We start from the raw sequence: 23,876 nt of genomic DNA, 5'->3' as shown, positions 1-23,876 counted from the left end.
TATAACGAAAAGCCCTGGCATATTGCCGGGGCTTTTCCATTTTAATCGCATTATCCTTTCGGTCTTGCTTTGATTTGTGAAGCTTTAAGGAAGATCTTTGCCCCTTTTTTATTGATGTAATATTTTTCGTTTTTATTGTTGATGTAAACATTAGAACCATCTGGCGCCATCATACCTTTCCAGGTCTTATCCACCACCTTGGCACTGCCTTTAACAGCTACTTCGGCCGTTTTATTACCTACGGTTGAGGCTGTTTTATCAATGGTTTGTCCTACTGTTTTTTTCTCTTGTGCCTGTGAAGCGAAAGCTACCACAACCACCAGTCCGAAGGTTAATAAACCTGCTATACATTTCTTGTTCATTGCTTTATCGTTTTAAACTTCAACAAACAACAAGAAATAATGTTTTAGTTTAACTGCTCAGTAAGGAGGCGCATTTCGATATGTGGAGAATGTTTTTCGTATAAAATGGCATAAACGGCCCTGCTAATAGGCATTTCTACTTTATATTTTTTATTGATATGGTGCATGCAGTTTACAGCATAATAACCCTCAGCAATCATGTTCATTTCCAGCTGGGCAGATTTTACTGTATAACCCTTACCAATCATGTTACCAAAAGTACGGTTACGGCTAAATTGCGAATAGGCCGTTACCAGCAAATCGCCCAGATAGGCCGACTCATTGATATCCCTGTTGATGGGGTGAACCGCATCTACAAAACGGCTGATTTCTCTAACCGCATTGGAAATTAATACCGCCTGAAAGTTATCCCCATAGCCAATACCATGACAAATGCCACTTGCTACGGCGTAAATGTTCTTCAAAACCGCAGCATATTCAGTCCCGAAAATATCATCAGAGCTGTTTGTTTTGAGGTAGCGCGTATTGAGCAAACGGGAAAAATCAAGTGCAGCTTCCACATCAATGCAGGCGATGGTTAAATAAGACAGTTTTTCCAGCGCAACCTCTTCAGCATGGCAAGGGCCACTGATAACCAGGATATCTTTTAATGGAATGTTGTATTTTTCGTGGATAAACTCTCCAATAATCTGATTTTCATCCGGCACGATGCCTTTGATGGCCGAAACGATCTTTTTACCTTTCAGGTCTTCTGGTGTAACTTCTTTTAAAGTTTCTTTTAAAAAAGCTGCAGGCACATTTAAAACCACGTAATCCGCAGCTTTAATGATGGATTTGATATCAGAAGAAATGTGGGTTTCGGGGAGTTTAATCTCCACAGAGCTTAAATAATTGGGGTTATGCCTGTACTTTTTGATGTGATTAATGGAATCATCACTCCGCATCCACCAATAAATCTCTTTTTCTGAGAGATTGTCTGAAAGCATTTTTACAATGGCAGTAGCCCAACTACCCCCACCAATCATAGCAACTTTTGGCTCCATAGTGTATAAACAAAAAATCCCGGCCTACTGTTGTAAACCGGGACAATTATACTTATTTATTCTTACAGCAAGTGTTTACTTTTTATCTTCCAGGGCAATAAGCTGATCTTTAGTAACTTTTTCTACCTTAGCATCGTCCTTTAGCCTATTTTGAATAGCAGAGTATGGCCCGGTTACCACTTCAGTACCCGCTTTAAGCCCAGCGGTAACAATGATATTTTGATCATTCTGGATGCCTGTTTTAACCTCTACCTTTTTTACCGTTCCGTTGTTATACACATATACATATTGCTTTATCATTTTATCGGTCAGCTTGTTCTTTTGCTTGTCCATATCCGCATCAGTACCCTCCTTTTTATCCTTATCTGATCCATTGCCAGTGAACACAGATTGGATAGGAACAGAAAGGCCCTGTACAGAACTACTTTCAATATCTACCGTAGCAGAAAGTCCTGGTCTGAATGGAGAAGGAAGGTTCTTGGCACCGCCTTTAACACCACTATAAGAATCAGACAGGATGCGCACCTTAACTACAAAATTAGTAACCTGATCTACAGAGGTAGTAGTACCTACATCTTTAGAAGAACTGGCAATTTCAGTAACCACACCCTTGAACTTTTTATCTTCAAAGGCATCCACTTCAATGGTTGCACTGTCGCCCACTACTACCCTGTTGATGTCGTTTTCATTGACATCTACATTAACTTCCATAGAAGACAGGTTAGAGATGCGCATAATCTCTGTACCTTCAAATTGAGCCGTACCCAGAATGCGATCGCCAAGCTCTACAGACAATTTAGAGATTACCCCATCTGTTGGCGCATAAATGGTAGCCTTGGCCAGGTTAGCATTCGCTTCCTGTACGTTTGCCGCAGACTGCTCCAGGCCAAACCGGGCAGCGATAACATTTTGCCTGGCGCTTTCCAAATTGGTTTTAGCCGTAAGGAAAGCAGCCTTAGCTGCATCAAACTCCGAGGCAGAAATCACTTTTTTAGTAAAGAGCTCTACATTACGTTTATAGGTAGCTTCTGAATTGGCAAAGTTTCCTTGCGATTGTTTTAACTGTTGCTGCGAAGAAGCCACGCTGGCCTGCTGCGAACTGTAAGAAGCCCTTGCCCTATCGTAACCAGACTTTAGCACATCTGGTCGCACTTTACAAAGCAGCTGGCCTTTTTTAACCACATCACCTTCTTTAACCAGCAGTTCCACCACTTCTCCAGATACTTCTGAACTTAGTTTAACTTCCGTTTCTGGCTGCACCTTACCACTTGCAGTAACCGTTTCTATTACCTTTCGTATCGCTGCCTTTTCTACAGTCACCTTTTCTGCCTTGGCACCTCCAATAAGTCCCGACAACTTGCCGGCAAACAACAAGGCGATGATAATGCCTACGGAAATGAGTATGTGTTTAAGCTTCATATCTATATTTTTTTGGGGATTGTAATAATTAAAATGTGATTTGACGACCGAGGTAATAGTCAATAACCTTGGCCCTGAACAGCAGATCGTATTTAGCCTGAATCATGTCTATCTCTGCCTTATTTAAATTTGTTTGTGCCGTGCTGTAGTCGAGCGAATTGACCAGACCAACTTCATAACGCTGTTCGATTACATAATAAGCATCTTTTTGTGCCAGGTAAGTATCTGTAGTGGATTGAAACCTGCTTTCAGCCGCTTTTAAATCTGCAACAGCCTGATAAATGACTTTGTTTAAGTTGTTTTTGGTTAACTGTTCTTGCGTTTGGTTTTGAAGATAGCTGATTCTTGCGCGTCTTACACCAGAACGTGCGGCATAACCGGTAAAAATTGGGATTTGCAGGTTTATACCCACCGCCTGGTTAAAGTTATCTGTAAACTGATCTATAAAGGGATAACGTTCTACCATTCCAGTTGCAATCATCCTGTACCTGCTGCTGGAATAATTAGTGCCGAGGCTACCACCAAAAGAAAGGCTGGGATAATAACTTCCCTTAGCCACTTCTATAGCGCGTTTTGCCGCTTCAGTACGGATGGCCGCAAGTTTAACATCGGGAAATATTTTTAAGGCCTCATCATACACCTGATCTGGGTTGTACTGCGTAGATGGATTATTAAAACTGGCTAACAGCGGCGCCTGAATTTCATATTTGCTGGCAGAAGGGATGTCCATGAGTTGCGCAAGCGTTAAGTAAGAAATGGTGAGTGCATTTGCAGCATTGGTAACACTAAGCTGTGCCGTGGCCACCTGCGATTTTGCCTGAGATAAATCTGCCAGTGTTTTATTCCCAACATCTAGCAGTTGCTGTTGTTGCTTTAGCTGGCTCTCTGCAACAGCAAGCTGCTGATTGGCCGTAACCAAAAAATCTTTATTATAAAGAATTTGAAGGTAAGCAGTTATGACCTGTAATATTAGATCGTTTTTAACCTTTGCAGTATTGGTTTGATCGGCCTCCAGCAACAATTTATTCTGCTTGATCTGGTTCATTTTCTGGAAGCCCTGGAACAAGTTTACACTGGCATTAAGGTTTCCGTTAAAGGAGGAAAACTTCTGGCTTACAAACTCTTGCGTAGAGGGATCAAGGCTCCGCCCAAAATTAATGTTATAGCTTGAGCCACCATTAACACTGGGAAAAAGCGCATTTTTACTTTGCTTGTAATTCTCATCAGACAAACTCTCGCTGAGTTGCGACTGTTTGATTTGAAGGTTATTGCTCAATGTTTTATTAATGGCTTCCTGGATGGTAATGACTTCCTGGGCCTCTACATAAAAAGTAGCACAAAGCAAGCAGGAAAACAGCAAGCTAAACCGGAAGAGCGGCATAAATGGGTTAACGGATTTCATATGCTGTTGATTTCACATTTCATTTTTTTTGTACATTTGACCATGTACCTTGTTAAATCTCCCCTGCTGCTAAAGTGGTATTACTCATCTTTAATTTGGAATAAGGCCCGCAACCAGAAGGTGATTTATTTGACTTTTGACGACGGTCCTATACCCGATGTTACAGACTTTGTATTAAAAACACTAAAGTCCTTTGCTGTTAAAGCTACTTTCTTTTGTATTGGCGACAATATCCGCAAACATCCGGAAGTATTTTTACGGGTTAAAGCCGATGGTCACAGCATAGGCAACCATACCTTTAACCACCTTAAAGGCTGGAAAACGGAGGACGAAAGCTATCTCAAAAACTTTGCTGCATGCCAGGAACTTACCGGCACAAAATTGTTTCGCCCACCCTACGGAAGAATCAAAAAGTCGCAGGTAAAAAAACTCCGAAACCTCTATCCCGACCTGCAGATCATTATGTGGGACGTGCTTAGCGGCGACTTTGATCTTGAGCTTTCCCCGGAACGGTGCTACCAAAATGTGATTGAGCACACCGGCAATGGAGCCATCATAGTTTTTCACGATAGCCTGAAAGCTTTTGACCGATTAAAATACGCCCTTCCAAAGGCGCTGGAATACCTGATTGCGCAGGGGTATCAGTTTAAAAGCCTGTAGCTTACAGCGGCTTCACTATTTAGAATTTATATAAATAGAATTATCATACTTATATGATGATCCTCCCTTATATTTTTTCGTAAATTCGCTACAAATAATAATTATTACCTTTTAACACGCATTATCAATGGCTTTTGATATAGAAATGATCAAAAAGGTGTATGCAAACTTTGGTCCCCGCGTAGAAGCGGCCCGTAAATTAGTTGGCAGACCTTTAACACTCTCAGAAAAAATATTATATACCCACCTTTGGGATACAGATACCCAAAGATCTTTTGTTAGGGGTACTGACTATGTAGATTTTGCACCAGACAGAGTGGCCATGCAGGATGCAACGGCGCAAATGGCTTTATTGCAGTTTATGCAAGCCGGTCGCCCTAAAGTTGCGGTTCCTTCTACGGTGCACTGTGATCACCTTATTACCGCTAAATTTGGCGCAGAGGTTGATTTACCTGCTGCAAATACAGAGAGTAAAGAAGTTTTTGATTTTTTGGCTTCAGTTTCCAACAAATATGGAATTGGATTCTGGAAACCAGGTGCTGGTATCATTCACCAGGTAGTGCTTGAAAACTATGCCTTCCCGGGCGGTATGATGATCGGTACCGATTCTCATACAGTGAATGCGGGTGGTTTAGGAATGGTGGCTATTGGTGTAGGTGGTGCTGATGCCTGCGATGTAATGGCCGGATTGCCATGGGAGCTTAAATTCCCTAAATTAATTGGTATTAAACTGACCGGTAAATTAAACGGATGGACTTCTGCAAAAGACGTGATCCTGAAAGTTGCTGGTATTTTAACCGTAAAAGGTGGTACTGGTGCCATTGTTGAATATTTTGGCGAGGGCGCACAAAACCTGAGCTGTACTGGTAAAGGTACCATTTGCAACATGGGTGCTGAGATTGGTGCAACCACCTCTACGTTCGGTTATGACGAAAGTATGGAGCGTTATTTACGTTCTACAGACCGTGCTGATGTTGCTGATGCTGCAAATGCAGTGAAAGAGCATTTAACCGGAGATCCTGAAGTTTATGCTGAACCAGAGAAATTCTTTGACCAAATCATCGAAATTGACCTGGATACTTTAGAGCCATATTTGAATGGTCCGTTTACGCCAGATTTGGCTACTCCGATTTCAAAAATGAAAGAAGTAGCCCTTGAAAACGGCTGGCCAATGAAAATTGATGTTGGATTGATTGGTTCTTGTACCAACTCATCTTACGAGGATATTTCACGTGCGGTGAGCGTTGCGAGACAGGTTGCGGATAAAGGTTTAACTTCTAAAGCTGAATACTGCATTAACCCTGGTTCTGAGCAAATCCGTTACACCATTCAACGTGATGGTTTCATGGATGTTTTTGACCAGATTGGCGCTAAAGTATTTACCAATGCCTGCGGACCTTGTATAGGAATGTGGGACCGTGTAGGTGCTGAGAAACAAGAAAGAAATACCATTGTACACTCCTTTAACAGGAATTTTGCTAAACGTGCCGATGGTAACCCGAATACTTTTGCTTTTGTAGGCTCGCCTGAACTGGTAACTGCTTTGGCTATTGCTGGTGACCTGAGCTTTAACCCACTTACTGATACCCTAACCAATGCTGCAGGCGAACAGGTAAAACTGGACGAGCCATCAGGATATGAATTGCCTCCAAGAGGTTTTGATGTAGAAGATGCAGGTTATCAAAAACCAGCTGAAGACGGTTCTGGTGTTGAAGTGATTGTATCACCAACATCGCACAGGCTTCAGTTACTTGATCCATTTACACCTTGGGAAGGTACAGACCTTAAAGGTTTAAAATTATTGATCAAAGCGAAAGGTAAATGTACAACAGACCATATTTCTATGGCTGGACCGTGGTTGAAATTCCGTGGTCACCTGGATAACATTTCAAACAATATGCTGATTGGTGCGGTAAACTATTTTAACGACAAAACAGACAATGTTAAAAATGAAATTACTGGTGAGTATGGTCCTGTACCTGCAACTCAACGCGCATACAAAGCAGAAGGAGTTGGATCTATTGTAGTTGGAGATGAAAACTACGGTGAAGGTTCATCGCGTGAGCACGCAGCAATGGAGCCACGTCACCTTGGTGTACGTGCGGTACTGGTAAAATCTTTTGCAAGGATTCATGAAACCAACCTTAAAAAACAAGGTATGCTTGGATTGACCTTTGTACACAAAGAAGATTATGACAAGATTTTGGAAGATGACATTATTGACATTGTAGGTTTAACAACCTTTACACCTAATGTACCATTAACCATTGTTCTTCATCATGCTGATGGTACTATAGAAGATTTCCCTGTAAACCACAGTTACAATGCACAACAAATTGAATGGTTTATTGCTGGTGGCGCGTTGAATATCATTCGCAGAGAAGCTGCAGCAAAATTAGCAGCTAACTAGTTTTAGCAACATATCTTTTAAAACTCCCGGCAAACCCGGGAGTTTTTTTATGCCATTTTTACAAGTAAAACCAGATTAACCAAAAAGCCACTGCCGACACCACAATAGCAATGATGTAATTGAGGCGGTCTTTTCTGGGATTACTTTTATACTTGTAATTTCTTTTTTTAAATTCTGAGGGTACCATAAGCAGGTTTTGTTTTCTTATAGGATGAAGGGCATGCTAATTTTCCATAAACCCGATTTTTATTCGTGGTGATAAGGCTCTCCTTTTAAAATACTAAAGGCGCGGTAAAGCTGCTCAATAAAGAACAGACGAACCATTTGGTGAGAGAAAGTCATATCTGACAGGGACAAGCTACCATTTGAGCGCTTATAAATGCTTTCGTCAAATCCATAAGGCCCGCCAATTACAAATACCAGATGTTGAACGCTGCCAATCATCTGTTTGTTTAAATAATTAGCAAAAGAAACCGAAGTGTATTTTTTGCCCTTTTCGTCCAGTAGCACTACCAGATCTGAATTACTGAGCTGTTTTGAAATTAGCTCTGCTTCTTTAGATTTTTGTTGCGCTTCGGTTAGGCTTTTGGTGTTTTTTAATTCTGGTATCACCACAAGGTTAAAACCGATGTAATGTTTTAGCCGGTTCAGGTATTTGTCCATTCCTTCTAAAAGGTACTTATCTTCAGTTTTACCCACCACCAGTAATGTAATCTTCATCTGCTATTGCTTATCTTTATCGGCACCTAATACCTTAGTAACATCGGTAGATGAAATTAGTCGAAGGTATAAATTCTTAGCCGCTTCAAATATAATGGTAAAAACAAGACAAAGCATTTTAACCGCCTATCTAAATCAGGTACAAATACAGCAAGCACATATTGACGCCTTAAAAAAGAAACTCAATAGCATTTCCTTATCCAGGCTCGGGTTGTTTATAACCGAAATTATATTGGTAGCATTGGTGATTAGTCAGGGTTACCATTGGGCAATTGGTTTACTAATGGTAGTTCCGGTGGTACTGTTTCTGGCACTGGTAAAAAAACAGGCTGCAGTAACAGAGCACCTGGACTATGCACTGCAACTGTTATGGGTTTACCAAAATGAAGCAGAGCTCATGCAGAGCCGCAGCAATGGCTACGCAAATGGCGAAGAGTTTGAAGATGAACAGCACCCTTACTCTTCTGATTTGGATATATATGGTCCAGGGTCTTTATTTGCATATTTAAACCGCTGTAGTACCGTTAAAGGCCGGGAGTTACTGGCAACCAACCTTGGCAGGCCAAATGAGCAAGAAGCCATTATAGCACGTCAGGATGCCATTACAGAGCTTGCGGGACATATGGAAGATACTTTCCATTTTAGGGCCAGGATACACAATCACAAACCAGAACAACTAAAAGCCATAGAAGCCGCCTTAGACCATACGCTTGGCCTGCAACTGGCTTTTACCTGCAACAAGCTAATGCGTTTATACATTACAATAGTGCCATTTTTAATGCTTGCACTATTGCTGCTGGGCATAGCATATGGCGGCATTACCTGGAACATATTTGGATTAGCCGCATTGTTTAATGCTGGTATAACCTTTTATAACCTGCAAAAGGTAAACCTGGTATACAACAGCTTTACAGGCAGCGCCAACTTGCTGAGGTCCTTTTCTGGCTCAATAGCCTGGACTGAGCAAATTGAATGGCAAAGCCCCTATCTGAAAGGCTTTTTTGAAAAATCAGAAGATAGCCGCCCTTTGAGCAGGCAAATCAGGGAACTTTCTACCATCATTCAATCCTTTGATGCCCGCTTAAATATGATTGTTGCAATGGTGTTGACGGTGTTTCTGGTATGGGACCTGCGCTGTTCCATTAAACTTGAGAAATGGCATTCGAAATCATCAGATCAATTGCTAAAAGGTTTATTCCGGATCAGTCAGTTTGAAGAGCTGATTTCATTTGCTACACTAAAAATCAATGAACCTTCCTGGACATTTCCAGAAATAAAAGAAGAATTTACTTTAGCTGCAAAGGCCTTAGGCCATCCGCTTATTATAGAACAGAAAAGAGTAGTTAATGATTTTGAACTGTATGCTAAACCCACTGTAGACATTGTTACCGGATCAAATATGGCTGGTAAAAGTACATTTTTACGTACGGTAGGGATCAATATGGTGCTGGCCTTTTCTGGAAGTACAGTATGTGCAAAGCAACTGAGCCTGTCTATTTTTGAAGCCCTATCTTACATGCGGATTAAGGATTCGCTAAATGACCAGACCTCTACCTTTAAAGCAGAGCTGAACAGGTTAAAAATGATATTAGATGCTACCAAAAAATCAGACCGTTCTTTTGTACTCATTGATGAAATGTTAAGGGGCACTAACAGTAAGGACAAATACCTGGGATCAAAAGTATTTATAGAAAAAATGATTGAGCAGCATACGCCAGCGCTTTTTGCTACGCATGACTTGCAACTATCTGAAATGAAAGAAGATTACCATGAGCAGGTACGCAACTACCATTTCGACATCCAGATTAAAGAGGGAGAGATGAACTTTGATTACAAGCTGAAACATGGTGCCTGCAAAACATTTAACGCAGCAATATTACTGAAACAGATTGGCCTGGCATTAAACCAGGAGGTATAAAAAAAAGCCCCATCAAAATTTGGTGGGGCTTAAATTAGACTATACGCCTTTTTTACTTACTGTTGTAGCCTTTTTAGGTGGCTGAGCAGTTTTACCAGGAGCTTTTACATTTGCAGCTTTAGCAACGGTTTTAGTTTTTTTCTCTGCGGCTTTATCTTCCACTTTTAAACCTTCAGCAGCTTCACCCACTGCAGGCGCTTCCTCGTTAAACAATGGAAGTTCTTTAATGATGTGGAACCAGGTAACGATCTTTTTGATGTCAGAAGCGTAAACCTTATCACCATCATGATCTGGAGCTACCTCGTTAAAAAAAGCTTTAAGTTTAGCAGTATCTGCTTTAGCATCAGGAACCTCTGCAGTGTAAGCAGCAATATTTGCCAATACATCTACCAATTTAAGGTCCTCATCATTACCGTACACTGTAATATCTTCTAAAGAAGACAACTTAGAATTTGCAATGTTAGCTACAACTTTTACCTTTTGGGCATCAAGGCTTTCTAAAATATAACCCGCTTTGTTCTGTCCCACCAGTTTAAATAACCCCGGTCTGCCGGATACAGCAACTATTCCTCTTAAATTCATATTAATCTTCTATTACCTCTATACCTAAAATTCTGTCTCCTTGCTTAATCTCATCAACAAGATCAACGTTCTCTACCACTTTACCAAAACAAGTATGGTTACGATCTAAATGGGCAGTATTGGCTCTGCTATGGCAGATGAAGAATTGAGAACCGCCAGTATTACGTCCGGCATGTGCCATAGACAATACACCACGATCGTGGTATTGAAGTTCACCTGTTAGTTCGCAATCTATTTTATAACCAGGGCCGCCTGTACCTGCAAGGTGTGCTGTTTTTGGATCTTTTGAGTTAGGACATCCCCCTTGAACCATAAAGTTAGGGATCACACGGTGAAAGGTTACTCCGTCATAAAATCCTTCTGTAGCCAGTTTTTTAAAGTTAGCCACAGCTTTAGGTGCATCCTGCTCATAAAACTCAACAGTCATGTTACCTTTATCCGTTTTTATTATTGCTTTGCTCATCGTATGTTTTTTTGAATGCCAAAAATAGTAAATTGAAATGATTAGGTAAAGGTATAAAAACTTTACTTTAGTGTTTTACCTGTTATAACTATGGCACTTAGATTTAAAAGCAGCTTAAAAGGCTTATTATTATACCTTCCGGTGTGTACATTATGCATTTTGCTTTGCCTGGGATTAAAATCGGCCAGGGCATCCTCCATCCTGATTAATATGGACGAAACGCAGAAAAACCATCTTAAAGCGTACGGAATTGCCTATTGGAGCATTGTGCAGAAAGCGGATGTAAGCTGGTTACTGAATTACGAGGGTGGCAGTTTTTTGATTGGTTATAATAAGGCTGTAGAAGATGAATGTAAAACAAGAGGTGTTAGCTACCAACTGTTACCGGATGGAAAAGTAACGGCGATACTCAATGAAATAGCCGATCCAGGTGTAAATATGGAAATGGTAAAACTGGAAAAAGCACCTAAAATTGCCGTTTACTCTCCAAAAAGTAAGCTACCCTGGGACGACGCCGTAACCATGGTGCTTACTTATGCAGAAATCCCTTATGATGTGGTGTATGATGACGAAGTTTTAAGGGATAAGCTGATGGGCTACGACTGGCTGCATTTGCACCACGAAGATTTTACCGGACAATACGGTCGTTTTTGGAGTAGCTTTAAAAATGAAAGCTGGTACCGTAACGATGTGAAAAGTCAGGAAGCCACTGCAGCAAGAAATGGATTTGGCAAGGTAGCTGCCATGAAACTGGCAGTGGCCAAAAAGATGCGTGACTTTTGTGTGGGTGGCGGTTTCATGTTTGCCATGTGTTCTGCCACAGATAGTTTTGATATTGCATTGAGTGCGGATGGTGTAGACATTTGCGAAAGCATGTTTGATGGTGACCGGGCAGACCCAAATGCGCAATCTAAACTTAACTACAACAATACAATGGCCTTTAAGGGTTTTACCATAGACCAGAACCCCTATTATTACGGGCTGGCAAACATAGATGTAAAAATGCAGCGTGACTTAACCGAGAGCAATGATTTTTTTACGTTGTTTGACTTTTCTGCGAAATGGGATTTGGTACCCAGCATGCTGACGCAAAACCACGAAAAGGTAATTAAGGGTTTTATGGGCCAAACTACCGCATTTAACAAAGCCATGGTGAAGCCTGTAATTACAGTAATGGGCGAAAATAAAGGGGCCAATGAAGTGCGCTATCTGCATGGAGAAATTGGAAAGGGCCAATTTACCTTTTATGGAGGCCATGACCCTGAGGATTATAAGCACGCCGTGGGCGATCCACAAACGGATTTAAATTTACACCCTAACTCGCCAGGCTACAGACTAATCCTGAACAATGTATTGTTCCCCGCAGCTAAAAAGAAACCACAGAAAACGTAACGCATTCCTTTATCTGGAAGTACCTGGCATTAATCGTAGAAGTTCCAGCTTACACCAAATTTCATTAACCTGTCTTGCATGGGGTAGTTTTTGATGCTGTAATATCCTTTTGAGAATAGTCCCTGGGCAACATTATCATACTTCAAAAAGATATTTGCCTTACGTAGACCGGCCCTGATCCAAACGTCAGCTATAGGCTCAGTAGGTAAACTGGAATCGTTTGTGGTATTGTAGAACTGACTGGCTGCCGCAGAGTACGACTGCGATTTATAAGGCGTATTGTACCTGATATCGAAACCGACATTGGTTTTTAGCACTTTAAAGAACGTTTGGTTAAAGAAAAATGAATTGAAGGTATAAAACTCTGGCGTACGCATTACGCTGGTCTGGTCTGTTTTCTGATACACCAAATAACTGTCCAGGTTAAATTTACCAAAACTTAGCTTTTTACCCAAGGTAACTTTAATAAGGTTGAGGCTACCATCTTGTTGTTGCGGAGCAATGCTGTTATTGCCTTGCTGCGCAAAATAAAGGTAGTTATTGACCAGGTAATAGCTTGCCCCGGCTTCAAACTTTAGTTTATCATTATAATAATTGAAGGAGAAGTTTACCGTTTTGGTATTCGAGAAATTATTTACCCAGCTGTAGTGGTTGCCAAAATAACGCTCGTAAATTTCTTCGGGAGATTTATTCTGCATATACGCGCCAAGAACAATACGGCCTACAGATTTACTGAGCATCACATTACTTTTGGCTTCGTAAAGGAAATCTCCAATTTGGCGGCCCTGAAAAATCTGCTGAACATCTACGTTAAGGTCTATCCTATCGCTAAACCGATAGCCCAATGCGCCCAATAAAGCTGTATTTTGAAAAGTTGAGCGGTAAGAATAATAGTTTGACAAATCACGATAGCTGGAAATCTGGGTATAGGTATACAAGTCATTTCGAATACCAACGTCAATCTTCAGCTCATTTTTAATGAAGGAACCCGACTTACCACGCAAAAAGAACCCGTACATAAACTCATTCCGGATGTTATTGACATGGGTTGAATCCCGGGTAAAAATGGAATCTACAATTCCCCTTGGCAACACCAAATAATTATCAGACTCATCTTTATGAAAAGAGTAGCTATTGGTATTGTACATAAAGCTATAGCTAACCTTGTTGGTAGGCAATACCTTCTTCATCACTTCCTGATCTACCGTATCTATCCGGCCAATAAAATAAGACTGCTTAATTAGAATGCTGTTTTTACGCCAAAGCTGCCTGGAGTTGGTTAAGTTAACTACTTCTGACTCTCTGGCAATTGGATTAGCTTTATTGGTAAAGATGGAATCATTTGGTGTTGAACCATTTTCCTGTGCCTTCATGGTGTTAAAAACAGCGTTTACCCAAAGGTTGTAGCGTTTGCCCGGAGACTGGTACCAGGAAAACAAAGCTGCATTGAGATCATCACCCCTTTGACGGGAATATTGTCCGTTGGCCCCAATACGGTTGTAGTTGGCCCCCACATTGAGGTTTCTTTTGATATTTTGCGAATGCGTAACCTTTAGCAATTGCTCTACCTGCCCCGAACTGATGTAAGATAGATTGGTAAAAGGAGTTCTTGCCTGATAATACATCACATCATCATGATCCATCGCATAATAATCTAGCGCATGAAACCCGGCATCAAAACCAATGGTTTTTACGGGTTCAAAGAGCATATCTTTTGCAGCCAGTCCTAAGTTACCCGTACCAATGGTGGGCCTGCGTGGCTTTTGAAGTACGCTGTAGTTTTGGAAACCTCTCAAACTGGTATCCAAAGGAAAGGTCTGGATACTATCTTTAGTAAGTTTAAGGGTAGTAAACCGGATGTATTTTGAGGTAAAAACTACGGAGTCTGCTGCACCGTCCAGCTTTTTCCTTAAGGAATCTAACTCCTTATTTTCGTTGACAGTAGTTTTAAGATCCTGGGCCATCGCCGTCCCCGCTCCAAACATTACCAGGCACAAAACAAATAAAACAACGCTTTTAAACATTATAAAGTGGCAATTAATTGGCTTAATATCTGTGTCATTTTAGGCTCAGCAATTCTTGCCGTTTCTATAATCTCTTCTAAACTTACGGGGAGCAATACCTCTGGAAAACCTTCGTCTGTGAGTACCGAAATGGCAAATACCGGAATGCTCATGTGCTTGGCAACAATAACCTCCGGCACGGTACTCATTCCAACTGCATCGCCACCTATAATTCTTAAATATTTATATTCAGCTTTGGTTTCCAGGTTTGGACCAGTAACCGCTACATACACACCTTTATGGCAGCGAATATCCTCTTTAGCCGCAATAGCCAATGCCGATTCAATTAGCTGATGATGATAAGGCTGACTCATGTCTGGAAATCTTGGCCCCATATCTTCATCATTTCTACCCCTAAGCGGGCTTTCGGGCAGCAGATTGATGTGATCGCAAATGACCATCAGATCGCCCTTTTTAAATTCTGGATTTAAAGAGCCTGCAGCATTAGACACAAAAAGATGTTTAATACCTAAAGCTTTAAGTACGCGAATGGGAAAAGTAATTTGCTGCATGCTGTAACCCTCATAATAATGAAGACGGCCTTGCATAGCCACTACCTTTTTACCATTTAAGGTACCAAACAAGAGTTTGCCTGAATGAAACTCTAAAGTAGAAATTGGAAAATTAGGGATATTAGCATACATCAGACTATGCTCAATGGTCATTTCAGTAACCAGTCCACCCAATCCGGTGCCGAGTACAATCCCAATTTCAGGATCAAAATCAGCTATTTTCTGCTTTATGTATTGTACGGTTTCGTGTATGGCTTGAAACATAGTCTAGTATCTTTTTATCAAATGTAATTTTATCTTCGGCTTTAAGCGCTACCTTGACAGGTAAATAATATACCGGCAAATTTAGCAGTAATTCTTGTATAGCAGAACTTAATAAACGCTGCGCGTCCTTTTCTGTTGTGATGATTATTTTTTCTGTACCCGGATGCTGTTTAAACGCTTTGCAAAGCTTGTCAATATCGGCCAGACTAAACTGGTAGTGATCTGGATATTCATGCTGTTCAATGGCCTTAGTATAGTTGCTTATGTAAGAGATAAGCGGCCCTGGGTTGGCAATACCTGTAAGCAAAAACACTACAGTATGTTGATTTACATTAGCAACTGGTTTTGAAGGCTGCCCGTTTAAGGAGATGAGGTCGTCGTATTTTAAAAACGAAAACGAGGGTTTATTTTTTCCAGTACGGAATTTGGCGCTGCATAGCGCTTCATCTGCTGGTGATAAATTTGCTGGTGCCTTGGTAACCAATACTGCTTGTGCCCGTTTAAAGCCGCTAAAAGGCTCCCTTAGATTGCCGGCAGGTAGTAAAAACTGAAACGAACGCAGTTTTTGATATTCAAAAAGAAGGATGTTGAAACCTGCTTTAACCGCCCTGTGCTGAAAAGCATCATCAAGGATAATGAGGTCATGCTGCTGCTGAAGCTGCGCTATGCCATATACCCGATCTTCACAAACCGCCACTGTAACCTGTGGAAATTTACTGAAAAACTGCATCGGCTCATCGCCTATACTTTGAGCAGTAGCGCTTTCATCAGCCAAAATAAAGCCTTTGGTGTTGCGACCATAACCACGGCTTAGAATAGCAATTTTATGCGTGCTTAGTAAACTGACGAGGTATTCTGTTACAGGTGTTTTCCCCGATCCGCCGACGACAAGATTGCCTACACAAATAACAGGCAAATCAAATGCTACAGATTTAAAAAAACCTGCATCATAGAGTTTATTGCGGACAATAACCACCAAACCGTAGATCAGGGAAAACGGAAATAAGAGTAATCGCAGGTATGTAAACATTCTTAAACATCAAAAATAACAATAAAAATGGGAACGGGTTTATTCCTATCCTCTTAACCTGCAAAAGACAATTATATTCTGTTGATTACCTATCTTTGCACAAAAACAACTTATTATCATGCTTAAAGGATTTTTTAACGTACCCGCACCGGTAAACGAACCTATTTTTGGTTATGCACCCGGGAGTAAAGAACGTGAACTTTTAAAGGCTGCCCTGGCTGATGCCCGCGCTAAGCAACCTGATATCCCAATGTATATTGGTGGCGAAGAAATTTATACTGAAACCAAGGGTAAAGTGGTGCCTCCGCACGATCATCAACATATATTGGCAACTTACAACATAGGTAATAAAAGCCATGTACAGCAATGTATTGATGCTGCATTGGCAGCAAAAAGCGATTGGGAAAACCTGCCATGGGAACATCGCGCTGCTATATTCCTGAAAGCTGCTGAATTGATTTCTGGCCCATACAGGTATAAGCTAAATGCAGCCACTATGCTTGGACAGAGCAAAAATGCTTATCAGGCAGAAATTGATGCAGCTTGTGAGCTGATAGATTTTTTACGCTTTAATGTAAGCTATATGGCTGATATTTATAAGCAACAGCCTCCTGTATCGCCAAAAGGAGCCTGGAACAGGGTTGAACAACGTCCGCTGGAAGGCTTTGTTTTTGCCTTAACGCCTTTTAACTTTACTGCAATTGCAGCCAACCTGCCAGCTTCTGTTGCCATGATGGGTAACGTAGTGGTTTGGAAACCTGCAGATACACAGATTTTTGCTGCCAATGTGCTGATGCAGATTTTTAAAGAAGCTGGTTTGCCAGATGGCGTAATTAATTTGGTATATGTAGATGGACCTGAAGCAGGTGAGGTGATTTTTAACAGCCCTGATTTTGCCGGAATCCACTTTACAGGATCAACTGCTGTATTCCAAAACATTTGGAAAACCATTGGAACCAATATCCATAAATATAAAACTTATCCGCGCATTGTGGGCGAAACCGGTGGTAAAGATTTTATCCTGGTACATGGCTCTGCAGATGCCGAAGTATCTAGCACAGCTATTTTACGCGGTGCTTTTGAATATCAGGGACAAAAATGCTCTGCAGCCTCAAGGGTGTACATTGCTAAAAGTTTATGGCAGGCAATTAAAGATTTTATGTTGCGCGACCTTGCTACCTTTAAAATGGGCGGCACCGAAGATTTCAGCAACTTTATAAATGCAGTAATTGATGAGCGTTCTTTTGATAAACTGGCGAAATATATTGACGCTGCTAAGGCAGATGATAGTGTAGAAGTAGTTGCTGGTGGAAACTACGACAAATCTAAGGGTTACTTTATTGAACCTACTGTCTTGCTGGTTAAAGACCCTAAGTACACCACCATGTGCGAAGAGTTGTTTGGACCTGTATTGACCATTTACGTGTATGAAGATACAGAATTTGATGCCATTTTAGAGGTAATTGATACCACTTCTATTTACGCCCTTACGGGTGCAGTGATTGCACAGGATAGATATGCAATTGACAAGGCTTCGCAGGCATTGCGCAATGCTGCAGGTAATTTTTACATCAACGATAAATGTACCGGTGCAGTGGTTGGACAGCAGCCATTTGGTGGCGCCAGAGGTTCTGGAACCAATGATAAAGCAGGTTCTATGATTAACCTGTTGCGCTGGGTTTCTCCAAGAACAATTAAAGAAACGTTTGATCCACCTAAGGATTACCGTTATCCATTTTTAGGAGAAGATTAAACTGCTCATAAAAAAAGCTCCTGGCGTATCGTCCCGGAGCTTTTTTATTTTCAAACCTTTATAATTGGATTAGATGTCCATTTTAAACATCGGGTCCATATCATCAGCTTTAGAATAGCTAAATTTCAGGTCGTTAATTAATCCAGTTTCAAGACTGTATACCCATGCATGTACAGATAGTTCTTGTCCATTTGCCCATGCATTTTGTACAATTGAAGTGCTCATCACATTCATTGCGCTGTGGATGGCATTAAGCTCTACCAAACGATCTACCTTTTTATTTTCTGGCAATGCATCTACCTCTGTCTGGTTTAACCTGTACACGTCTTTAATGTTACGTAACCAGTTGTCAATTAATCCTACTTGTTGGTTGCCATGGGCAGCAGCCACACCACCGCATCCATAGTGTCCACAAACAATGATGTGTTTTATTTTAAGTATATTAACCGAATAGTCTAATACGCTTAACATGCTCATATCAGAATGCGTTACCACATTAGCAATATTCCGTGTTACAAAAATATCACCAGGCATGGTGTTGGTAATCTTATCCGCAGGAACGCGGCTATCAGAACAACCGATCCACAATACAGGAGGTTTTTGTCCGGCAGACAACTTTTGAAAATAGTCTGGGTCTTCTTCTAAGGTTTTAGTTACAAAATCTCTATTACCTTGTAACAAGTTTTCGAGCGTTATTTCTTCTCTTTTTAATAGTTCTTCTGAATTAGCTGCGCACATAATTATTAATTGTTAATTTCTTGAATTTTTGTATTTAATTTAGGTACGTTATATTGGCTCTTAATATTGTCTAAAGTAACAATAATCCCTTTAGTGTAAGCATTGTGCTTGTAGTTAAAAATGGTTTCGAGCACATCTGGATCAATATATCGTGAGTTTTTTCCATCAATAATCACATTTGTTTCATTAGGTATTTGCGTTAATAGCACTTGTATTGCAGCTTTATTTAAGAAGGAAACCTCTTCTGCAAGCTTAATTCTGATGTTTTTACAATTACCTTCTTCAGTTACTTTATAAAAGTACGGATTACGCATATTGGTACGCAAAAGGTAAAAGATAGAAACCAGCATGCCCACCGCTACTCCCTTTAACAAATCTGTTAACAGCACGGCAACAATAGTAATTACAAAAGGAATAAATTGATCCCAGCCTTTATGATACATGTGTTTAAATAAAGCAATACGCGCTAACCTGTATCCGGTAACCAACAAAATTGCTGCCAGACAGGCATAGGGCATCATATTAATTAAACCTGGAATGAATAATAAAGAGATCAAAAGCCATGTACCGTGAAAAATAGCCGACATTTTTGTTCTGGCGCCAGAGTTTACATTTGCAGAACTTCTTACAATAACTGATGTCATAGGTAAACCACCAATCATGCCGCTAACCATGTTACCAACACCCTGGGCCAATAACTCTCTGTTTGTTGGCGTAACCCGTTTAATAGGATCAATTTTATCAATAGCTTCTATACCCAGCAAAGTCTCTAAACTGGCTACCACACCAATGGTCCCGGCGGCAATCCAAACATCTTTATTTAAAATAGCAGAGAAATCTGGCGAGCGGAACAAACTAAAGAAATCTGATACGCCGGTAACAATTGGAATGGCCACCATTTGACTTGGTTTTAACGCCAAGCCTGTATTTTGAAAAACCGCACTTAAACCCACACCAATGAGTACCACGATAAATGGCGCAGGCACACTGCTAACTTGTTTAATTTTAGGCCAGAAGATTAATACGGCAATGGACAATCCACTGATGATAATGGCACCAAGACTAAACTTGCTCAGGGCATTGTTTATGGCAGAAAAAGTATTTTGGTTATCGGTTTGAAAAAAGCTTTCATCGCCAAGAAAATCAGAATCTACACCAAGCGCATGGGGAAGTTGCTTTAAAATAAGCATTAGGCCTATAGCTGCCAGCATTCCCTCTATAACACTGGATGGAAAATAATTACCAATGGTGCCGGCTTTAATTAAGCCCAACACAATTTGCATTACTCCTGCCAGCACCACGGCAAGCAGGTAGGTTTCGTAACTGCCTAATTTTGTAATGGTACCCAATACAATTACAGTTAAACCTGCTGCAGGACCACTTACACTAAGCTGAGAACCGCTAAAAGTAGCAACTACAATACCGCCAACGATACCGGTAATTAGGCCTGCAAATAAAGGAGCACCAGATGCCAGCGCAATACCTAAGCATAAAGGCAGGGCAACCAGAAAAACCACAATACTGGCAGGAAGATCCTTTTTAAGATTCTTCTTTAAAAAATACTTTTTTGCATCCAGTCCTGAAAAGACCGAGCTCTTTTGTTCCATAAAATTTAATATTATCCTTTGTAATTTGAGATCGTTGCTCTTGCATAATGTTCCATATACAAAAGTGTAGGGGCCGCTAAAGCTGCCAAACATCATGACCCGCCTCCATGCCTGTCAGGCTCGAGTCTGATATCAGGCTCGATGGCAAGGTATGCGAAAATCGCAGCAGCGGAACTAACGCTTCGTAAAGGAGCATTTTTAAGATTACACATAAGTCCGCAGGCGGACATGGTAATCAGACCAAACTATTTGGAGGGGGTGTTGGTACAGTGGGGTGAAAAGGATCTACATACCGCTTAAAATGGTCTAAGAAATCATTTTTGATGTTGAAATGGAAAATCAAAGGCAGGTACAAAGGGTCATAATGAAAATTGAATTTACAATCTACATATTTCAAAATCACTTTTGAGGCGTCGCCATCGGCTTCATGCTCCATTTCTAACTGCATAATCACCGACTTCATCGTATCCTTATCAAGCTTTGTAATAAAAACCGGTGCAATAGAAATGACCATTTTGGCGAAGAAGATCCCCAAAAAAGCTATAACGATGAACAGTTTGTATCTCCTGATAAACATATCTAAAGGTAAATATTTAGTACCGTGTTTTCCAAAAGTAATCTGATTTCTGATTAATCAACAATTATTCAGTAAAAACTTTTCAATTCCTTTAAAACAAGGTGGTGCTTACAAATCCTCAATTAACAAGTTTAAAATTAACAGCATTGCAGTTTATAATGTACTTTAGCTTATTGAAATTGCAAACATACAAGCAAATACATCATCGCTAAATGAAGAGCAAAACAGAAGAATTAAAGGAAAAAATTAAACTGGCCAATCTTGGAGGAGGCACCTCAAGAATTGAAAGTCAGCATAAAAAGGGGAAACTAACCGCCCGTGAGCGTATTCATTTTTTAATGGATGAAGATACCTTTGAAGAAATTGGAATGCTGGTAAGCCATCGAAGTACCGATTTTGGGATGGAAAAAGAACAATATCCGGGTGATGGTGTGGTAACAGGCTATGGCAACATCAATGGAAGACTGGTGTATGTTTTTTCTCAGGATTTTACCGTTTTTGGAGGCTCACTTTCTGAAACCCATGCAGAAAAGATTTGCCGGGTAATGGATTTGGCCATGCAAAATGGCGCCCCCATAATTGGCCTTAATGACAGTGGTGGGGCCAGAATTCAGGAAGGTGTAGTATCATTGGGTGGGTATGCAGATATATTTTACCGCAATGTACAAGCTTCGGGCGTTATCCCCCAGCTATCTGCCATTATGGGCCCCTGTGCCGGGGGTGCTGTATATTCTCCGGCCATTACTGATTTTATACTCATGGTAGAACATACCAGCTATATGTTTGTAACAGGGCCTAATGTGGTTAAAACAGTAACCCATGAAGTGGTGACCTCAGAAGAACTTGGAGGGGCAACTACCCATGCTACAAAATCAGGCGTTACTCATTTTGCTTGTATAAATGAGATTGAAGCCATTAGTTATGTTAAAAAGCTATTGAGCTACATGCCTCAAAATTGTGAGGAAACTGCATCGCCACTCGCCTATACACCTGGCGACGAAAGCAGGCCATCGTTAACTACTCTGCTGCCCCAAAATGCTAACCAGCCATATGACATTAGGGAAGCCATAACGGACATAACAGACGCGGAGAGTTTTCTGGAGGTACATGCCGCTTATGCCGAAAATATTGTTGTAGGTTTTGCCAGACTGGCTGGTAGAAGTATTGGGATTGTTGCCAACCAACCCGCTTATCTGGCAGGTGTGCTGGACAATAATGCTTCAACAAAAGCCGCACGTTTTGTCCGCTTTTGCGATTGCTTTAACATCCCTTTACTGGTTTTGGAAGATGTACCCGGATTTTTGCCCGGTACAGACCAGGAATGGAACGGTATCATTAGCAATGGCGCTAAACTATTGTATGCTTTTAGTGAAGCCACTGTACCACGCATTACCGTAATTACCAGAAAAGCATACGGAGGCGCTTATGATGTAATGAACTCCAAGCATATTGGCGCAGATATGAATTATGCCTGGCCAAGTGCAGAAATTGCAGTTATGGGTGCTAAAGGCGCGGCCGAAATCATTTTTAAAAAGGAAATTAGCGAAGCGGAGAACCCGGAGCAAAAATGGCTGGAAAAAGAAAAGTTATATTCTGATACTTTTGCCAATCCTTATCGTGCTGCTGAGCGCGGCTTTGTAGACGAAGTGATTGAGCCCGCTTTTACCAGGATAAAACTGATTAAGGCATTTAAAATGCTCGAAAATAAAATTGTAAACACTCCCCGTAAAAAACACGGAAACATCCCACTTTGATGAAGTTAAGCCGAATAGACGTTTTATTAATGGCCTTTTGCACCGGGCTTATTGTTGCAAATATTTATTACTGCCAGCCCTTGGTTATTCTGGTAGCAAAGGAGTTTAACCTGACTGAAAGCTATGCAGGCCGAATTGCGTCTTTAACACAAGCCGGTTATGCCCTTGGGCTATTTGTGCTGGTACCCCTTGGCGATATGTTTGAACGCCGAAAACAGATTTTATTGATTACCGCATGTGCCGTAGCGGCATTACTACTTGCGGCATTTTCACATGCTTTTTGGATGCTTGAAATTTCTTGTGTGCTTATTGGTGCCAGTTCTATAGTACCTCAGCTGATATTACCCATGGCCGCTAACTTAAGTGCCGATGAAAACCGAGGGGAAACCATAGGTATCATCATGAGCGGCCTTCTGATAGGCATTCTGGCTTCCAGAACCGTAAGCGGCAGCATCGGCTTTATTTGGGGATGGCGCTCCGTTTATTTTATGGCAGCGGGCATTTGCAGTTTGTTATTGGTGCTGATGGCGAAACGATTTCCCATAAGTAAGCCAACTTTTAATGGAACTTATAAAGATTTGGTGATGAGCATGGGGCATTATATCAAAACTCAGCCGGTACTTAGAGAAGCATCAATCATCAACTTCCTTGCCTTTGCCATACTGAGCGCGTTCTGGACCACAATGGTGCTTTTTCTGGCTAACCCACCTTATAACCTTAGTAGTTTACAAATAGGGCTGTTCGGAATTGCAGGCGCTGCCGGTGCAATGGCTGCTCCTTTGGTAGGCAAACTTAGTGACAGTAAAGATCCAAGACGAAACCTGCTGATTGGCCTTTTACTGCAACTTGCCAGTATCGCTACTTTCTACTTAACAGGAAATCATCTTTACCTTTTTGCAATAGGAATTTTATTGATAGATATTGGTCAGCAGGCCATTCATGTAACCAATCAAACCCGCATCTACACCCTCGTGCCGGAAGCCAGAAACCGTCTCAATACTGTGTTTATGTCGGTAAGTTTTGTAGGTGCATCATCCGGATCTGCATTGGGTCTTTGGCTCTGGGATATGGGCAAGTGGCCACTATTCTGTCTGGGCACCACTATCGTTATTTTAATAAACATTTGCATCTACATGCTTTTACAGCAGAATGATTAAAAAGTAAAGCTTTTAAAACCGTGTTTTATATATTTGCTTGATCTGGAAAT

The 23,876-nt window shown here is 41.0% G+C and carries 20 protein-coding genes; 7 read left to right on the top strand and 13 right to left on the bottom strand.

What is annotated here, in order from left to right; all coding sequences use genetic code 11:
• Window positions 1-50 precede the first annotated feature (50 nt).
• From LPB86_RS07395 to LPB86_RS07380, 4 genes are all read right to left on the bottom strand, one after another.
• Window positions 51-362: a hypothetical protein gene (locus tag LPB86_RS07395; RefSeq protein WP_230642122.1), complete on the bottom strand. Its 312-nt coding sequence runs from the start codon at window positions 360-362 to the stop codon at window positions 51-53.
• 44 nt (window positions 363-406) lie between these two features.
• Window positions 407-1,405, bottom strand: coding sequence for an NAD(P)H-dependent glycerol-3-phosphate dehydrogenase (locus tag LPB86_RS07390; protein ID WP_230642121.1), 999 nt, complete (start codon window positions 1,403-1,405; stop codon window positions 407-409).
• A gap of 75 nt (window positions 1,406-1,480) precedes the next feature.
• Window positions 1,481-2,824 carry an efflux RND transporter periplasmic adaptor subunit gene (locus LPB86_RS07385; RefSeq protein ID WP_230642120.1) on the bottom strand — a complete coding sequence of 448 codons (1,344 nt, stop codon included), beginning with the start codon at window positions 2,822-2,824 and terminating at the stop codon, window positions 1,481-1,483.
• A gap of 28 nt (window positions 2,825-2,852) precedes the next feature.
• Window positions 2,853-4,226 (bottom strand): TolC family protein, encoded by a 1,374-nt coding sequence (locus LPB86_RS07380; protein ID WP_230642119.1) that lies wholly within the window; start codon window positions 4,224-4,226, stop codon window positions 2,853-2,855.
• Window positions 4,227-4,268: 42 nt separating this feature from the next.
• On the opposite strand from LPB86_RS07380, the gene LPB86_RS07375 reads away from it, so the two are divergent.
• Together LPB86_RS07375 and LPB86_RS07370 are read left to right on the top strand one after the other, a co-directional pair.
• Window positions 4,269-4,886 (top strand): polysaccharide deacetylase family protein, encoded by a 618-nt coding sequence (locus tag LPB86_RS07375; RefSeq protein ID WP_230642118.1) that lies wholly within the window; start codon window positions 4,269-4,271, stop codon window positions 4,884-4,886.
• A gap of 127 nt (window positions 4,887-5,013) precedes the next feature.
• Window positions 5,014-7,296, top strand: a complete 2,283-nt coding sequence (locus tag LPB86_RS07370; RefSeq protein ID WP_230642117.1) for an aconitate hydratase — start codon at window positions 5,014-5,016, stop codon at window positions 7,294-7,296.
• Between the two features lie 246 nt (window positions 7,297-7,542).
• Here LPB86_RS07370 and rlmH read toward each other — a convergent pair whose 3' ends face one another.
• Window positions 7,543-8,016: a 23S rRNA (pseudouridine(1915)-N(3))-methyltransferase RlmH gene (gene rlmH, locus LPB86_RS07365; protein WP_230642116.1), complete on the bottom strand. Its 474-nt coding sequence runs from the start codon at window positions 8,014-8,016 to the stop codon at window positions 7,543-7,545.
• Window positions 8,017-8,110: 94 nt separating this feature from the next.
• Here rlmH and LPB86_RS07360 point away from each other — a divergent pair, with 94 nt between their 5' ends.
• Window positions 8,111-9,934, top strand: a complete 1,824-nt coding sequence (locus LPB86_RS07360) for a DNA mismatch repair protein MutS (protein ID WP_230642115.1) — start codon at window positions 8,111-8,113, stop codon at window positions 9,932-9,934.
• Window positions 9,935-9,973: 39 nt separating this feature from the next.
• Here LPB86_RS07360 and LPB86_RS07355 read toward each other — a convergent pair whose 3' ends face one another.
• Both LPB86_RS07355 and LPB86_RS07350 read right to left on the bottom strand, forming a co-directional pair.
• A complete protein-coding gene (locus LPB86_RS07355; protein WP_230642114.1) occupies window positions 9,974-10,516 on the bottom strand; it encodes a DUF5606 domain-containing protein in 543 nt (180 codons plus the stop codon).
• Window position 10,517: 1 nt separating this feature from the next.
• Complete coding sequence (locus tag LPB86_RS07350; protein ID WP_230642113.1) at window positions 10,518-10,979, bottom strand: peptidylprolyl isomerase; 462 nt, start codon at window positions 10,977-10,979, stop codon at window positions 10,518-10,520.
• 210 nt (window positions 10,980-11,189) lie between these two features.
• Between LPB86_RS07350 and LPB86_RS07345 the strand changes: the two genes are divergently transcribed.
• A complete protein-coding gene (locus LPB86_RS07345; protein ID WP_230644310.1) occupies window positions 11,190-12,371 on the top strand; it encodes an asparagine synthetase B in 1,182 nt (393 codons plus the stop codon).
• A 29-nt stretch (window positions 12,372-12,400) separates the two neighbouring features.
• Here LPB86_RS07345 and LPB86_RS07340 read toward each other — a convergent pair whose 3' ends face one another.
• Genes LPB86_RS07340 through lpxK form a run of 3 tightly spaced genes read right to left on the bottom strand, consistent with a single transcriptional unit; the run spans window position 12,401 to window position 16,240 of the window.
• The gene (locus tag LPB86_RS07340) at window positions 12,401-14,395 is read right to left on the bottom strand and encodes a putative porin (RefSeq protein ID WP_230642112.1); all 1,995 of its coding nucleotides are present in this window, start codon (window positions 14,393-14,395) and stop codon (window positions 12,401-12,403) included.
• The gene (locus LPB86_RS07335) at window positions 14,395-15,210 is read right to left on the bottom strand and encodes a purine-nucleoside phosphorylase (RefSeq protein ID WP_230642111.1); all 816 of its coding nucleotides are present in this window, start codon (window positions 15,208-15,210) and stop codon (window positions 14,395-14,397) included. Before LPB86_RS07335 ends, LPB86_RS07340 begins: the two co-directional genes overlap by 1 nt.
• Window positions 15,158-16,240, bottom strand: a complete 1,083-nt coding sequence (gene lpxK / locus LPB86_RS07330) for a tetraacyldisaccharide 4'-kinase (protein WP_230642110.1) — start codon at window positions 16,238-16,240, stop codon at window positions 15,158-15,160. The genes LPB86_RS07335 and lpxK overlap by 53 nt, the downstream gene beginning before the upstream one ends.
• A 118-nt stretch (window positions 16,241-16,358) precedes the next feature.
• Here lpxK and pruA point away from each other — a divergent pair, with 118 nt between their 5' ends.
• On the top strand, window positions 16,359-17,993 hold the full coding sequence (pruA, locus tag LPB86_RS07325; RefSeq protein WP_230642109.1) for an L-glutamate gamma-semialdehyde dehydrogenase: 1,635 nt from the start codon (window positions 16,359-16,361) through the stop codon (window positions 17,991-17,993).
• 69 nt (window positions 17,994-18,062) lie between these two features.
• On the opposite strand, the gene LPB86_RS07320 is transcribed toward pruA, so the two are convergent.
• The 3 genes from LPB86_RS07320 to LPB86_RS07310 form a co-directional block, all read right to left on the bottom strand.
• Window positions 18,063-18,731, bottom strand: a complete 669-nt coding sequence (locus tag LPB86_RS07320; protein ID WP_230642108.1) for a carbonic anhydrase — start codon at window positions 18,729-18,731, stop codon at window positions 18,063-18,065.
• Window positions 18,732-18,736: 5 nt separating this feature from the next.
• On the bottom strand, window positions 18,737-20,338 hold the full coding sequence (locus tag LPB86_RS07315) for a SulP family inorganic anion transporter (RefSeq protein ID WP_230642107.1): 1,602 nt from the start codon (window positions 20,336-20,338) through the stop codon (window positions 18,737-18,739).
• 235 nt (window positions 20,339-20,573) lie between these two features.
• A complete protein-coding gene (locus LPB86_RS07310) occupies window positions 20,574-20,915 on the bottom strand; it encodes a hypothetical protein (protein WP_230642106.1) in 342 nt (113 codons plus the stop codon).
• Window positions 20,916-21,127: 212 nt separating this feature from the next.
• On the opposite strand from LPB86_RS07310, the gene LPB86_RS07305 reads away from it, so the two are divergent.
• Both LPB86_RS07305 and LPB86_RS07300 read left to right on the top strand, forming a co-directional pair.
• Window positions 21,128-22,669 (top strand): acyl-CoA carboxylase subunit beta, encoded by a 1,542-nt coding sequence (locus tag LPB86_RS07305; protein WP_230642105.1) that lies wholly within the window; start codon window positions 21,128-21,130, stop codon window positions 22,667-22,669.
• Window positions 22,669-23,826 carry an MFS transporter gene (locus LPB86_RS07300; RefSeq protein ID WP_230642104.1) on the top strand — a complete coding sequence of 386 codons (1,158 nt, stop codon included), beginning with the start codon at window positions 22,669-22,671 and terminating at the stop codon, window positions 23,824-23,826. Before LPB86_RS07305 ends, LPB86_RS07300 begins: the two co-directional genes overlap by 1 nt.
• The last annotated feature ends 50 nt before the right edge of the window (window positions 23,827-23,876 follow it).

Origin of the sequence: Pedobacter sp. MC2016-14 (assembly GCF_020991475.1) — a bacterium.
Lineage (GTDB): Bacteria > Bacteroidota > Bacteroidia > Sphingobacteriales > Sphingobacteriaceae > Pedobacter.
This window is presented reverse-complemented; position numbering and strand designations above follow the sequence as displayed.